Annotated in this window: 10 protein-coding genes; 2 read left to right on the plus strand and 8 right to left on the minus strand. The window is 58.5% G+C overall.

Features of this window, described 5'->3' with window-relative positions:
- Positions 1 to 4: 4 nt before the first annotated feature.
- From lpdA to sdhC, 7 genes are all read right to left on the minus strand, one after another.
- Entirely contained in the window at positions 5 to 1,444 is a 1,440-nt protein-coding gene (gene lpdA, locus E4656_RS04610) for a dihydrolipoyl dehydrogenase (protein WP_135481573.1), read from the minus strand.
- Between the two features lie 44 nt (positions 1,445 to 1,488).
- Positions 1,489 to 2,832 (minus strand): 2-oxoglutarate dehydrogenase complex dihydrolipoyllysine-residue succinyltransferase, encoded by a 1,344-nt coding sequence (gene odhB / locus E4656_RS04615; protein ID WP_135481575.1) that lies wholly within the window; start codon positions 2,830 to 2,832, stop codon positions 1,489 to 1,491.
- A 38-nt stretch (positions 2,833 to 2,870) separates the two neighbouring features.
- Positions 2,871 to 5,720 carry a 2-oxoglutarate dehydrogenase E1 component gene (locus tag E4656_RS04620; RefSeq protein ID WP_135481577.1) on the minus strand — a complete coding sequence of 950 codons (2,850 nt, stop codon included), beginning with the start codon at positions 5,718 to 5,720 and terminating at the stop codon, positions 2,871 to 2,873.
- A gap of 70 nt (positions 5,721 to 5,790) precedes the next feature.
- On the minus strand, positions 5,791 to 6,498 hold the full coding sequence (locus tag E4656_RS04625) for a succinate dehydrogenase iron-sulfur subunit (RefSeq protein WP_135481579.1): 708 nt from the start codon (positions 6,496 to 6,498) through the stop codon (positions 5,791 to 5,793).
- An 11-nt stretch (positions 6,499 to 6,509) separates the two neighbouring features.
- Positions 6,510 to 8,282 (minus strand): succinate dehydrogenase flavoprotein subunit, encoded by a 1,773-nt coding sequence (gene sdhA, locus E4656_RS04630; RefSeq protein ID WP_135481581.1) that lies wholly within the window; start codon positions 8,280 to 8,282, stop codon positions 6,510 to 6,512.
- A gap of 5 nt (positions 8,283 to 8,287) precedes the next feature.
- Positions 8,288 to 8,638, minus strand: coding sequence for a succinate dehydrogenase, hydrophobic membrane anchor protein (sdhD, locus tag E4656_RS04635; RefSeq protein ID WP_135481583.1), 351 nt, complete (start codon positions 8,636 to 8,638; stop codon positions 8,288 to 8,290).
- Complete coding sequence (gene sdhC, locus E4656_RS04640; protein WP_135481585.1) at positions 8,632 to 9,006, minus strand: succinate dehydrogenase, cytochrome b556 subunit; 375 nt, start codon at positions 9,004 to 9,006, stop codon at positions 8,632 to 8,634. The genes sdhD and sdhC overlap by 7 nt, the downstream gene beginning before the upstream one ends.
- A gap of 429 nt (positions 9,007 to 9,435) precedes the next feature.
- Between sdhC and gltA the strand changes: the two genes are divergently transcribed.
- Positions 9,436 to 10,713, plus strand: coding sequence for a citrate synthase (gene gltA, locus E4656_RS04645; protein ID WP_135481586.1), 1,278 nt, complete (start codon positions 9,436 to 9,438; stop codon positions 10,711 to 10,713).
- 93 nt (positions 10,714 to 10,806) lie between these two features.
- Here gltA and topA read toward each other — a convergent pair whose 3' ends face one another.
- Entirely contained in the window at positions 10,807 to 13,518 is a 2,712-nt protein-coding gene (gene topA / locus E4656_RS04650; protein WP_135481588.1) for a type I DNA topoisomerase, read from the minus strand.
- A gap of 177 nt (positions 13,519 to 13,695) precedes the next feature.
- Between topA and E4656_RS04655 the strand changes: the two genes are divergently transcribed.
- Positions 13,696 to 14,622, plus strand: coding sequence for a hypothetical protein (locus E4656_RS04655; RefSeq protein ID WP_135481590.1), 927 nt, complete (start codon positions 13,696 to 13,698; stop codon positions 14,620 to 14,622).
- The last annotated feature ends 57 nt before the right edge of the window (positions 14,623 to 14,679 follow it).

Genomic DNA, 14,679 nt, shown 5'->3' on the forward strand with positions numbered 1-14,679 from the left:
TGACTCAGCGCTTCTTGCGGTTGGCGACATGCAGCGCCTTGTTATCAACTGCCAGGGCGGCCTCATGGACCGACTCCGACAGGGTCGGGTGTGCAAAGCACATCAATTGGAGATCTTCGGCCGAAGAACCGAACTCCATGGCGATCACACCCTGCATCACGATCTCGGAAGCATGCAGACCAAAGACATGCATACCCAGAACGCGATCGGTTTCTTCATCGGCAACGATCTTCACCATACCCGTGGTGTCGTTGGCTGCCATGGCCCGGCCATTGGCCGCAAACGGGAAGGAGCCGGCCTTGTACTTGACGCCTTCGGCCTTCAGTTCTTCTTCGGTCTTGCCCACCCAGGCCAGTTCCGGATTGGTGTAGATGACATTGGCAATGGTGTCGTAGTTCATCTGGGCCTTGTGGCCGGCGATGATCTCCGCCACCATCACGCCCTCTTCCGAACCCTTGTGGGCCAGCATGGGGCCACGCACCACGTCACCCACGGCGAACACACCCGGGGCCGAGGTTCTGCACTGGTCATCCACAAAGATAAAGCCGCGCTCGTCCAGCTTGACATCACAGTCATCGGACAGCAGACCGTCCGTGTAGGGACGACGACCCACCGATACAATCAGCTTGTCAAAGGTCTCGGACTTTTCACCATCGCCATCGGTAAACTGCACAGTCACCTTGCCACCCTTGACTTCAGAGCCGGTAACACGGGCACCCAGACGAATATCCAGACCCTGATCCTTGGTGAAGGACTTGTAGGCGGCCTTGGCCAGTTGCTGATCGGCAGCAGCCAGGAACTTGTCCTGCGCTTCCAGTACGACCACCTCAGAGCCCAGACGCTTCCAGACACTGCCCAGTTCCAGGCCGATCACGCCGGCCCCGATGACACCCAGTTTCTTGGGTACAGCATCGAACTCGAGGGCACCTTCGGAGTCGACGATATGCTTGCCGTCGATCGGCGTCGGGGGAATGTCGATGGGTACCGAGCCGGAGGCCAGAATGACATTCTTGGCTTCCAACTTCTGGACCTTGCCGTCATGCCCGGTGACTTCGACCACCTTGTTGGCCAGCAACTTGCCAGTGCCTTCAATGGAGGTCACGCCATTGGACTTGAACAGACCGGCAACACCCTGGGTGAGGTTCTGCACGATCTTGTCCTTGCGTCCCATCATGCCCTTGACGTCCATCTTCAGGCTTTTCAGGCTGATGCCGTGATCACCGAAGCTGGTTTCCGCCTGGTGATAGTGCTCGGAAGATTCCAGCAGTGCCTTGGAAGGAATACAGCCGACGTTCAGACAGGTACCGCCGTATGAAGGCTTGTTGTCACGGTCCAGCCATTTCTCGACACAGGCGGTTTTCAGGCCCAGCTGAGCTGCCTTGATGGCGGCAACATAGCCACCGGGGCCGGAGCCAATTACCACGACATCGTATTGATTTGCCATTGATCTTTCCTATGGATAATCAGTGAATTTCGATTCAGTTCAGGTCATACATCCAGCAGAATACGGGCCGGATCTTCAAGCAATTCCTTGATGGTGACCAGGAACTGCACCGCTTCCTTGCCGTCGATCATGCGGTGATCATACGACAGGGCCAGATACATCATGGGCAGGATTTCGACCTGACCGTTTACCGCCATCGGGCGCTCCTGAATCTTGTGCATGCCCATGATGGCGGTCTGCGGCGGATTCAGAATGGGCGTGGACATCAGCGAGCCGAACACACCACCATTGGAAATGGTGAAGGTACCACCCTGCATTTCGTCAATTGAGACCTGTCCTTTCTGCGCCCGCGCACCGAAATCACGGATCTGGGTTTCGATTTCCGCCAGGCCCATGGAATCTGCATCGCGCAGTACCGGCACCACCAGGCCACGGTCGGAACTGACCGCAACACCGACATCGTAGTAGCCATGGTAGACCACGTCATCGCCGTCAATGGAGGCATTGACGTCGGGGAAGCGTTTCAGGGCCTCGGTAGCCGCCTTCACGAAGAAGGACATGAAGCCCAGGCGTGCGCCGTTGTGCGTCTTCTCGAACAGCTCCTTGTAGCGTGAGCGCAGCTCCATTACCGGCTTCATGTTGACCTCGTTGTAGGTGGTCAGCATGGCTGCGTTCTGCTGCGCTTCGACCAGGCGCTTGGCAATGGTCTTGCGCAGGCGGGTCATGGGCACGCGTTTTTCGGTGCGTTCACCGCCGTCACCGACGGGTGCTGCACCGGAGAACTGGATGTTCATGCCGGGTGCGGAGTGACGAGGACCTTCGTCTTTCGGCCGATCCGGTGCATGCTGAGCACTCTGATAGGCCATCACATCCTCTTTGGTGATGCGACCGCCCTTGCCGGTGCCCTTGATGCGAGTAGCATCCAGGCTGTACTCATCGACCATCCGGCGCGCCGCCGGGCTGAGCAGCTTGTCGGCTTCCTCGGCGCTCAGCCTGGGGCCATCGTCGGCCTTGTCCGATGACTTGTCGGCAGCGGACTTCTCAGCGGCCGCAGCACTGCTGTCTTCTTTCTTCTCTTGCTTGTCCTGCTTCTGCGACTTGTCGGATTCTTTCTTGTCGTCCGCCCCCGAATCACCACCGTCACCGGCAGCGCCTTCCTCGAAGGTGGCAATCACCATTTCGCTTTCTACCGTGGCACCTTCGTCGTGCAGGATTTCCTTGATGACACCGTCAGCTGGCGCGGTGACTTCAAGTACCACCTTGTCGGTTTCGATGTCGACCAGCAGGTCGTCCCGCTTACAGGTTTCGCCCGGTTTTTTGTGCCAGGTAGCGATACTACCGTCAGCAACAGACTCCGGAAACTGCGGGGCTTTGATGTCGATGGGCATGCTCAGTTCCTTAAATCAGTTACGCTACGCTTCGATGCTTACTTTTTGGGGTATATCAGGGCGTCTTCGATCAGCCGCTTCTGTTGTTCCAGGTGCAGCTTCATATAGCCCGCAGCCGGGGCTGCTGATGCTTCGCGGCCGGCAAACCCGAGGTAGTTGTCCGGATTGTGGCGCGACACGACATAACGCATATGATGCTGACTGCTGTACCAGGCACCCTGGTTCATCGGCTCTTCCTGACACCAGACCACGTCCTCGCAGTTGCGGAACGGAGCAAGGGCTTTCTGCAGGGCCTCTTCCGGGAACGGGTACAGCTGTTCGATCCGAATGATGGCGACGTTGGTGATGTTCTCACTGCGTCGATATTCGACCAGATCGTAGTAGACCTTGCCGGAGCAGAACACCACACGCTGCACGTCTTCCGGCTTGATGCTGCTGTCGGTTTCACCGATTACAGTGTGGAAGTGGCCCTCGGCCAGTGCTTCCAGATCCGACACCGCAGCCTTGTGCCGCAGCAGGCTCTTTGGCGACATGACCACCAGCGGTTTGCGCAGATTACGCAGCACCTGACGGCGCAGCATATGATAAACCTGTGCCGGCGTGGTGGGAACACAGACCTGAATGTTCTGCTCTGCACACATCTGCAGGAAGCGTTCAAGGCGGGCTGAAGAGTGCTCTGGGCCCTGCCCTTCATAGCCGTGCGGCAACAGCATGACCAGGCCGCACAGACGGCCCCACTTGTGTTCGCCGCTGGTGATGAACTGATCGATCACCACCTGGGCCCCATTGGCAAAATCACCAAACTGGGCTTCCCAGATTACCAGGGTGTCCGGCTTGGTGGTGGCATAGCCGTATTCAAAGGCCAGTACGGCCTCTTCCGACAGGAAGGAGTCATACACCTCGAATACAGGCTGCCCTTCATAGAGGTTCTGCAGCGGCACATATTGAGTACCGTCTTTCGAGTTGTGCAGTACCGCATGGCGGTGGGCAAAGGTGCCCCGGCCTGAGTCCTGGCCGACCAGACGCACCGGAACCCCCTCCTTGAGCAAGGTGGCATAGGCCAGTGTTTCGCCGTAGCCCCAGTTGATCGGGGTGGCGCCGGCCGTCATCTTGTCCCGGTCGCTGATGATCTTCTGCACCTGCTTCTGCACCGGGAAGCTCTCGGGGATGACGTTCATGTCACGCCCGATCTGCTGTAGTTCCTTCAGCTCAATTGAGGTGTCGTAATAGTCTTCCACCGGCTGGTTCAGATAGGGCGCCCAGTCGACAAAAAGCGACTTGTTGGGCTCCTTGACCAGTGCCTTGGCCACATGTTCGCCGTTGTCCAAGGCATCGCGATAATTGTCGGCAAAGGTTTTGACGTCACTGTCTTCCAGTACGCCTTCATTCACCAGTTGCTGGGAGTACAGGGCCAGCGAACTCGGTTGAGAACGGATCTTGCTGTACATGACCGGCTGCGTCATGGCCGGCTCATCGGCTTCGTTGTGCCCGCGGCGACGGTAACAGACCAGATCGATCACCACATCCTTGCGGAAGGTGTTGCGGTAGTCGACAGCCAGTTGGGTCACAAAGATCACCGCTTCCGGGTCATCCCCATTGACATGGAAAATGGGCGCCTGGACCATTTTGGCCACATCCGTGCAGTACTCGGTCGAGCGCATGTCTTCGCGCCGGGAGGTGGTAAAGCCAACCTGGTTGTTGATGATCAGGTGGATGGTACCGCCGGTGCGGAAGGCTCGGGTCTGCGACATCTGGAAGGTTTCCATGACCACGCCCTGCCCGGCAAAGGCAGCGTCACCATGAATATTGACCGGCACCACCAGCGAACCGCCCGGATCGTCACGACGGTCCTGGCGGGCCCGTACCGACCCGACCACTACCGGTGCTGCAATTTCCAGGTGTGACGGGTTGAACGCCAGCGCCAAGTGAACTTCTCCGCCTGTGGTCATCACGTTGGACGAGAAGCCCTGGTGATACTTGACATCGCCTGAGCCCATCTCGAGGAAGGACTTGCCCTCGAACTCGTCAAAGAGATCGCGCGGGCTCTTGCCCAGAATATTGACCAGCATGTTCAGCCGGCCGCGGTGGGCCATGCCGATGACGATCTCGCGCGCGCCGTAGGAGCCGCAGCGCTGAATCAGCTCGTCAATGGCCGGAATCAGGGTTTCGCCGCCTTCGAGACCGAAGCGCTTGGTGCCCGGATACTTGGAGCCCAGATATTTCTCCAGCCCCTCGGCCGCGGTGAGGCGTTCGAACAGATGCAGACGGGCATCCTGGCTCAGTTTGGGCTTGGAGCGCACCGACTCCATGCGCTGTTCGATCCAGCGCCGTTCGGTGGTATCGACAATATGGGTGAACTCGGCACCGATGCTGCCACAGTAGGTGTCGCGCAGGGCCTGCACGATTTCCTTGAGGGGCGCTTCTTCCTTGCCGATATAGAGGTTGCTGCAGTTGAAGACGGTGTCTTCATCGGCCTCGGTGAGGCCATGAAAGCGCGGGTCCAGATCGGGAACCAGAGGTCGTTCCAGCAAACCCAGCGGATCCAGATCGGCTTCCTGGTGGCCGCGAAAGCGGTAGGCGGTACCCAGTTGGTGCACCAGTACCTGCTTGCGCTCGTGTTCCGAGGTAATACTCGGCGCAACAGTACCGACACGGCCACCGGTGCGGGATTTGCCCAGCAACAGAAAATGGTCCCGGATCGGTTTGTGCGGTGTATCCGTGCGAACCTGATCGTTGACACTGGGGAGTTTGTCGAACTCGTGACGCCACTCTTCAGGCACCGCATTCGGGTCCTGCAGATAGGTCTCGAACAGCTCTTCGAGGTACTTGTGATTACCTCCCGCCAGGTGGGACAGCGCCCACTGCTGCTCCATGGTGCGTTCAGTCATTGTGCTCTACCTTGCGATGCGATAGCTGCAACCTGTAATTCAGGCATAAACCCAAAAAGAAAGCGACCCGTCAGGTCGCATTCTTCAAAAGCATGGAACGAATGTGGCCAATGGCCCGGGTCGGGTTCAACCCCTTGGGACAGACGTTCACACAGTTCATGATACCGCGACAGCGGAATACGCTGAAGGGATCATCCAGTTCCGAAAGACGTTCTTCGGTGGCGTTGTCCCGACTGTCAGCCAGGAAACGATAGGCCTGCAGCAGCCCCGCCGGCCCCACGAACCGCTCCGGATTCCACCAGAAAGACGGGCAGGAAGTGGAACAACAGGCACAGAGTATACACTCATAAAGGCCATCAAGCTTGGCCCGGTCTTCGGGCGACTGCAGACGCTCAATGGCCGGCGCCGGCTCGTTGTTCTGCAGATACGGCTTGACCTTCTCGTACTGCTGGTAGAACAGCGACATGTCAATCACCAAGTCACGAATGACCGGCAGGCCGGGCAAGGGCCGCAATACCAGCTTTTTCTTGCCGTTCAGCGCCTCTGACATCGGCGTAATACAGGCCAGGCCGTTACGGCCGTTGATGTTCATGCCGTCGGAGCCGCAGACACCCTCCCGGCAGGAACGCCGGAAGGACAATGTCACGTCCTGCTCTTTCAGCAGGTTGAGTACATCCAGAACCATCAGATCCTTGCCTTCCGGCAGATCCAGCGTGTAGTCCTGCATGTAGGGTTTCTGATCCGTTTCCGGGTTGTAGCGATACACTGATACCTGCATGCCTGATACTCCTAGTAGGTCCGAATCATGGGTTCGAACGTCTCGACCGTGGTCGGGGCAAAGTTCACATCACGCTTGCGGATAGACTTGTCGGCCGGGTAGAACATGGTGTGACACAGCCAGTTCTCGTCATCCCGCTCGGTGTAATCTTCACGGGCGTGGGCACCGCGGCTCTCGGTGCGCACCTCCGCTGCAACCGCGGTGGCTTCCGCCACTTCCAGCAGGTTGGTCAACTCCAGCGCCTCGATACGAGCGGTATTGAAGGCCTGACTCTTGTCTTCCAGCACCACGTTGTTGACCCGCTCACGCAGCTCTTCCAGTTTCTTGCGGCCTTCCTGCATGCTCTTGCCTTCGCGGAACACGCCGAAATAAAGCTGCATGGTGTTCTGCAGATCCTTGCGGACATCAGCCACTTTCTCGCCTGTCTTGCGGCTCTCTATCTCCTGCAGGCGGGCTGTGGCAGCATCAATGTCGCTCTGTGAGGCCGCGCGGGATTCATAGCCCTCGCGCAGAGACTTGTCGATGGCCAGACCGGCAGCGCGTCCGAAGACCACCAGATCCAGCAGCGAATTGCCGCCCAGACGGTTGGCGCCGTGCACGGATACGCAGGCCGCCTCACCACAGGCATAGAGACCATTGATGATCTGGTCATTGCCGTCCTTGTCCTGCATCAGCGCCTGCCCGCCGATATTGGTCGGGATGCCACCCATCATGTAGTGACAGGTTGGCACCACCGGAATGGGTTCCTTCACCGGGTCGGCATGCGCAAAGGTGCGTGACAGTTCGAGAATGCCCGGCAGCTTTTCGTTCAGAACCTTCTCACCCAGGTGATCCAGCTTCAGGTACACATGGTCGCCGTCCGGACCACAGCCCCGCCCTTCCAGAATTTCCAGAATCATCGAACGAGCGACGACGTCGCGGCCGGCCAGATCTTTGGCGTTGGGCGCGTAACGCTCCATGAAGCGCTCGCCATCCTTGTTGATCAGATAGCCGCCCTCACCCCGACAGCCTTCGGTGACCAGGGTGCCGGCACCGTGGATACCGGTCGGGTGGAACTGCCACATTTCCATGTCCTGCACCGGGTAGCCGGCGCGCAGCGCCATGCCGATGCCGTCGCCGGTATTGATCAGCGCATTGGTTGTGGAAGCATAGATGCGCCCGGCACCACCAGTGGCAAACACAGTCGCACGTGCCTTCAGGTAGACCTGCTCGCCGGTTTCAATACAGATGGCTGTCACGCCCACTACGGTGTCATCCTGGTTCCTGACCAGATCGACCGCATACCATTCATTGAGGAAGTTGGTGCCGGCCTTCAGATTGCCCTGATACAGGGTATGCAACAGGGCGTGACCAGTCCGGTCGGCAGCGGCACAGGTACGGGCAGCCTGCCCGCCCTTGCCGAAATCCTTCGACTGACCACCAAAGGGGCGCTGGTAGATGCGGCCATTCTCCGTACGGGAGAACGGCAGCCCCATATGGTCCAGTTCGAACACCGCCTGCGGGCCGACACTGCACATGTATTCGATGGCTTCCTGGTCACCGATATAGTCGGAGCCCTTGACGGTGTCGTACATGTGCCAGCGCCAGTCATCATTCGGGTCCGAACTGGCAATGGCACAGGTGATGCCGCCCTGGGCGGAAACAGTGTGTGAGCGGGTCGGAAAAACCTTCGACACGACCGCAGTCTTGAAGCCTGATTCCGCCAATTGCAGGGCTGCACGCAGGCCTGCACCACCACCGCCCACGATGACGGCGTCAAAATCCATGGTTCTGATATTGCTCATGTCAGTTACACACCCCAAACTGCGTCGAAGGTAACAATCAGATAGATAAAGAGCACCAGAATGACAGCCAACTGCACCAGGATCCGCACAGCCGTATTGCTCTTCAGATAATCTGTGGTGGCGGTCCAGATGCCGATCCAGGCATGCGCTACAAAGGAGAGCACGGCCAGTACCGTAAAGATCTTCATCCACCCTTGGGCAAACAGGCCACTCCAGGCCTCATACGACCATTCCGGCAGAGCCAGAAACCAGACCACAAGAAACAGCGTGTAGGCGGCCAGGATAACTGCAGATACGCGCTGTACCAGCCAGTCGGCCACACCATTTCCGGTAAAACTGGTGATGTTCTTTACCATACCCAGACTCCTGCCAGAACAATGAGAACGATGCTGATCAGCACGGCAAGCTGAGACATCAGTTTGCCGCCTTCGAGGGTTTCACCGATGCCGGTGTCCATGATCAGGTGCTTGATACCCATCACGAAGTGATAGGCCAGAGCTGCCAGCAGACCCCAAAGGATCAGCTTGCCCAGCCAGTGCTCGGCAGCCGCAGTTGCGGTCGCGAAGCCTTCGGGGGAAGACAGGGATGCCTGCAGAAACCACACGGCAAAGGCAGCGCCTACAAAAAAGGCAATACCGGAAATTCGATGCAGTATGGAAGTGATGGCAGTGATCGGGAAGGAGATGGTCGTGAGTTCAAGATTAACGGGTCTGTCTGCTTTCACGGCTGAAGACGCTCTCTCTCTTTTTGGGTGAGGGTGCCGCACACCTTTCGGTGCCATGCACACGAAGCCCAGGGGGGCCAGGACCGCCCGAAACCCCTGAGTAAGTCGGGCTTTCAGGCGGGGTCCAGAAAACTGGGGCGATTATAGTGCCCGCCCCCGGCAATTACAAATGCCTGACGAACGCCTGCGACCAAAGTGGCACCTGGACCAGGGTGCCGCATGACCAAAACGGTGCAAGGCATCAGGGTTTGCACCGCTGGGGTGCTCGTTACCATAGCGCGGCACTATGCACCCTATGCGGTTCTACCAATGACTGATTTGACAAACGGAGGCCTGACTCTATAGTTGTGCGGATTTTTCAAAGCTCTGTTGTCAGATTCTGGTAGAATTCCGGCGACACAACGACTAGAAGAGCCTTAGGAGGCCCCCATGGCAGATAAGAAAGCAACGCTGACCATAGACGGCATGGAGCCCATTGAACTACCCGTCTACTCGGGCACGATGGGTCCGGACGTCGTGGATGTCAGAAACCTGGTCAAGAAAGGTCTGTTCACCTATGACCCTGGCTTCGTTTCCACCGCGTCCTGCGAATCCAACATCACCTATATTGACGGCGGCAAGGGCCTGCTGCTGCACCGGGGATACCCTATCGAGGAACTGGCAGAGAACGCCGACTATCTCGAAACCTGCTTCCTGCTGCTGTACGGAGAGCTGCCAACGGCCGAGCAGATTGAAGAATTCCGTTCCACCATCACCCACCACACCATGGTGCACGAGCAGATTCACAGCTTCTTCCACGGTTTCCGTCGCGACTCGCACCCCATGGCCATCATGGTGGCGGTAGTCGGTGCCCTGGCAGCGTTCTACCACGACTCGCTGGACATCACGGACCCGGAGCACCGCGAGATCACTGCCCACCGCCTGATCTCCAAGATGCCGACCATTGCCGCCATGGTGTACAAGTACACCATCGGCCAGCCCTTTGCCTATCCGCGCAATGATCTGGACTATGCCAGCAATTTCCTCTACATGATGTTCTCCAACCCCTGTGAGGAATACCAGGTCAACCCGGTGCTGGCCAAGGCCATGGACAAGATTTTCATCTTGCACGCAGATCACGAGCAGAACGCCTCCACTTCCACTGTACGGCTGACCGGCTCGACCGGGGCCAACCCATTCGCCTGTATCTCGTCGGGCATTGCAGCGCTCTGGGGGCCAGCTCACGGCGGTGCCAACGAGGCGGTACTGGCGATGCTGGAAGAAATCGGCCATGAAGACAATATCGAAACCTTTATCGAGAAGGCCAAGGACAAGGATGACCCGTTCCGCCTGATGGGCTTCGGGCACCGGGTCTACAAGAACTACGACCCCAGGGCCAAAGTGATGAAGCAGCACTGCGACAACGTGCTGGCCGAACTGGGCGTGCGCAATGACCCGCTGCTGCGGATTGCCACCCGGCTGGAGAAGATTGCGCTGGAAGACGACTATTTCGTCGAACGCAAGCTGTTCCCCAATGTCGACTTCTATTCCGGCATTATTCTGCGTGCCATCGGCATTCCGACGTCCATGTTCACGGTCATCTTTGCCATCGGGCGTACGCCGGGCTGGATTGCCCACTGGAAGGAACTGGTAGAAGGCAAGTATCGTATCGGGCGTCCGCGTCAGTTGTACACGGGCGAGACGCAGCGACCCATGCCGAAACGCTGACGACAGCCAGCCTGTCGCGCAACAAAAAGCCTCCCTTGCGGAGGCTTTTTTGTGTCTGTCGGTGCCACTCGGCCCGGACGGACTCAAGTCAGGTCAGGCGGTCGACTTGCTGGACCCCTTGCCCGTGCTCTTTCTCGCAGTTGCCTTTTTGGCTACAGGCTTTTTCTTCGCTGCGGCCTTTTTCTTCGGCTTCTGTTCTACCCAGCGCCCGTTCTCGCAGAAGGCGCGCCACTTGGTATCCTTGCCTTCCTTTTCGGAAGACAGGTAGTGTTCCTGCGTTTTCCTGGCGTAGCGGATCAGCGTCGGGTTGCCCTGATCATCCTCGGTCGGGCCGGAAAACAGATAGCTGTATTTCGGATCGATCTCGTCCTTGTGCGGCAGAATCTCCTGCAGCAGCGGTGCCCGGGTTTCCCGGTTCTTGGGAAACTGGCTGGCGGCCAGGAACAGACCGGCGGCGCCATCACGCAGCACATAGGTGTCATCCACCTTCTGGCACTGCAGCTCCGGCATCGGCACCGGATCCATCTTGGGTGGTGCCGGCTCTCCGTTGCGCAGCAGTTTGCGCGTATTCCTGCATTCGCTGTTGGTGCAGTCGAAGTACTTGCCGAAACGGCCTGTCTTCAGCTGCATTTCGGAGCCGCACTTGTCGCATTCCAGGGTCGGGCCGTCATAGCCCTTGAGCCGGAAGCGCCCGGTTTCCATCTGGAAGCCGTCACAGTCCGGATTGTTGCCACAGATGTGCAGCTTGCGGCCTTCGTCCAGAATGTAGGCATCCATTGACGCTTCGCACTTGTGACAGCGGCGCTTCTGCCGCAGTTCACGGGCCTCTGCCTCGTCATCGTTCTGATCTTCCACGAAGTCATCGGCCGGCAGGAGATTCAGCGTCTGCTTGCAGCGCTCCTTGGGCGGCAGGTTGTAGCCTGAACAGCCCAGGAACACACCGGTACTGCCGGTGCGGATCATCATGTGTCGGCCACAGGCCGGACATTCGATATCTGTCGCCGTCGGCGCATTGGCCCGCATGCCCTGCTCGGCGCTGTCGGCGCGCTCAAGCTGCTGGCTGAAATCGCGATAGAAACGGTCCAGTTCTTCTTTCCAGTTGCGCTCGCCATTGGCAATGCCATCCAGCGTCTCTTCCATGCGCGCGGTAAAATCGAAATTCATCAGGTCGGTAAAGCTTTCGGCCAGACGATGGGTCACGATCTCGCCCATCTTCTCGGCATAGAAGCGCCGATTCTCAAGCTTGACGTAACCCCGGTCCTGAATGGTCGAGATAATGGAGGCATAGGTCGACGGGCGACCGATACCGCGTTTCTCGAGTTCCTTGACCAGCGTGGCTTCGGTAAAGCGCGCCGGCGGCTTGGTAAAGTGCTGCTGACTGTTGATCGCATCCACGGCCAGGTTCTCACCCACCTTGACGTCGGGCAACTCCTGATCTTCGTTGCTGCGTGGTACCGACATGACGCGGGTGTAACCGTCAAACTTCAGAATACGGCCCTTGGCGCGCAGCTGATAGCTGCCCGCTTCAGCCGTAATGGCGGTGCTCAGGTACTGGGCCGGGGTCATCTGGCAGGCTACAAAGCGGCGCCAGATCAGGTCGTACAGGCGCAGGGCATCCTGTTCCATATCCTGCAGGGCAGCGCTGCGACGCGTGGCATCCGTCGGACGAATGGCTTCGTGAGCTTCCTGGGCACCGTCCTGACTGCTGTAGCGATTCGGCTTTTCCGGCAGATACGGCTGACCGTATTCATCCCGAATCAACGTGCGCACCGTTTCCACCGCATCCGCACTCAGATTGGTGGAGTCGGTACGCATGTAGGTGATGTGGCCGGCCTCATACAGGCGCTGCGCCATCATCATGGTTTTCTTGACGCTGAAGCCCAGGCGGTTGCTGGCCGCCTGCTGCAGCGTCGACGTAATAAAGGGCGCATGCGGACGTGACTGGGTCGGACGATCGGAACGATCGGCAATGGTCAGCGCGCCGGCCGCCCGCAGCGCCTCCTCGTGCTGCCGTGTATCGGCTTCATTGGTGGGGCGATAGTCCTCACCCGCAACCTTGTGCACCTTGACCTGCAGCGCGTCCTGTCCGGCCGTACGGGTATCCACCAGGGTATCCCAGTATTCTTCCGGCACGAATTTGCGAATGTCCTGCTCTTTCTCGACGATCAGGCGCACGGCCACACTCTGCACGCGACCGGCCGACAGCCCACGTGCCACCTTCTTCCACAGCAGCGGCGACACCATGTAACCCACGATGCGGTCGAGAAAGCGACGTGCCTGCTGGGCATTCACGCGACTGACATTGAGATCGCTGGGGCGCGAGAAGGCTTCCTGAATGGCTTTCTTGGTGATTTCGCTGAATACCACCCGCTTGTAGGGAGCCACATCGCCAATGGCTTCTTTCAGATGCCAGGCAATAGCCTCTCCTTCGCGGTCAAGGTCCGTCGCCAGATAGATCTGGTCGGCATCCCGGGCCAGGCGACGCAGTTCGTCAACGACCTTTTCCTTGCCGGGCAGTATTTCGTAGCGGGCTGACCAGTTGTTGTCCGGATCGACACCCATGCGGGCGATCAGCTGTTCATGCGCTTTCTTCTTCTTGTACTGCTCTTTCTCTTCCGGCGGCAACGCCCTGGTCGCCGCAGCCTGTCGCGCGCGCTCCTTGGGGTCGGCCTTGCTGCCCTGCCCCGAAGTTGGCAAGTCCCGAATATGACCGACACTGGACTTCACGACAAACTGATTGCCCAGGTACTTGTTGATGGTCTTGGCCTTGGCCGGCGACTCGACGATGACTAGCGACTTTCCCATAAATGCTGACAAATGCCTTTGCTTGGAATGGTCTGAAGTGCAGATAATGCCCCTGAAGGCGGCGAGATATAACGGTTTGCAAGGCTGAGGTCAAGCACCAGACTTGTCGAATTGCAGACTGGACAGCTAAAGATGCTAGACTGAACAGGCCTCTGAACAACCTGACAGGGACCTTCTATGTGGTTTTTTCTCTTCACGATGCTCCTGGTCGTGATCCTGGTGGCCGCAATATGGATGGGACGCCAGGCCGCCGAACGCGAACGGGAAGAACTGGAGCAGCGACAACAGGCGCGCCAGTTCAAACACCGACTCGAAGAAATCAATGACGTGGCCCAGGCCCTGATTACCTATGACGGCGACAGCCTGCTGCTGGAAGCCATTGGCCAGTTTCGAATCAACCAGATCAAATCCCGGCTCGATATTCTGGGGGAAGTCGAGGGCGACCCGAACGGGGAACTGGCCACCGCCCAGACCTTCCTGACCGAACTGCCCGAAACGCTGGAAAAGCAGAAATCCAGACTGCCCGATGAAGAGCATGAACTGAACCAGATGAAAAAACTGCTGTTCAAGGGTATCAAGCTGATCAAGCTCATGCAGTCACATGGCGAGATCAGCGACAGCGAAGCCCTGGATCATGCCAGGCGCCTGCGCATCCGCCTGCTCAAGGCGGAGGTCAACGCCTATATCCAGCAGGGTCGCTCGGTGCTGGAGAGTGGTGAGCGCTCGAAAGCAGCCGCCTACTTCAAGCACGCCAAGGAAATGCTCGTCGCCACCAGCCTGAGATTCCCGGAACGGGCCAGCATGATCAAGCGCATTTCCAGAATGATCTGGGGCATCTATTCTTCCCACGAGGATGGTGACGAGCTGCAGGAAGATCTGGATCTGACGGAAGACGAACGACCGGACGCTGATGAGTCCGCCGAGGATATTGTCGCCCGGGAAAGTGCTTCACTGGCCACTGAGGCAGGCACCTATCAGGGGCAAAGCGAAACGGAACCGGCGCCGCAGGCAGCCGCACCCAGGGGTGCGGAGAAACCCGGGGACACGAAGCAGGACCCCCCGGCAGACAGTCCGGCGCGCAAGCAGCAGTCGACTGGCAACTAAACACGGAGCGCCAAAAAACGGCCCGCAAGGGCCGTTTTCAGCTATCGCTCATGGTCC

The organism is Natronospirillum operosum (assembly GCF_004768465.1).
Classification (GTDB): domain Bacteria; phylum Pseudomonadota; class Gammaproteobacteria; order Pseudomonadales; family Natronospirillaceae; genus Natronospirillum; species Natronospirillum operosum.

Bases quoted from the DNA above. Each gene is read 5' to 3' on its own strand.
- topA (WP_135481588.1), bottom strand. From the start codon at position 13,518: ATGGGAAAGTCGCTAGTCATCGTCGAGTCGCCGGCCAAGGCCAAGACC.
- gltA (WP_135481586.1), top strand. From the start codon at position 9,436: ATGGCAGATAAGAAAGCAACGCTGACCATAGACGGCATGGAGCCCATT.
- lpdA (WP_135481573.1), bottom strand. From the start codon at position 1,444: ATGGCAAATCAATACGATGTCGTGGTAATTGGCTCCGGCCCCGGTGGC.
- odhB (WP_135481575.1), bottom strand. From the start codon at position 2,832: ATGCCCATCGACATCAAAGCCCCGCAGTTTCCGGAGTCTGTTGCTGAC.
- E4656_RS04625 (WP_135481579.1), bottom strand. From the start codon at position 6,498: ATGCAGGTATCAGTGTATCGCTACAACCCGGAAACGGATCAGAAACCC.
- sdhA (WP_135481581.1), bottom strand. From the start codon at position 8,282: ATGAGCAATATCAGAACCATGGATTTTGACGCCGTCATCGTGGGCGGT.
- E4656_RS04620 (WP_135481577.1), bottom strand. From the start codon at position 5,720: ATGACTGAACGCACCATGGAGCAGCAGTGGGCGCTGTCCCACCTGGCG.
- E4656_RS04655 (WP_135481590.1), top strand. From the start codon at position 13,696: ATGTGGTTTTTTCTCTTCACGATGCTCCTGGTCGTGATCCTGGTGGCC.
- sdhD (WP_135481583.1), bottom strand. From the start codon at position 8,638: ATGGTAAAGAACATCACCAGTTTTACCGGAAATGGTGTGGCCGACTGG.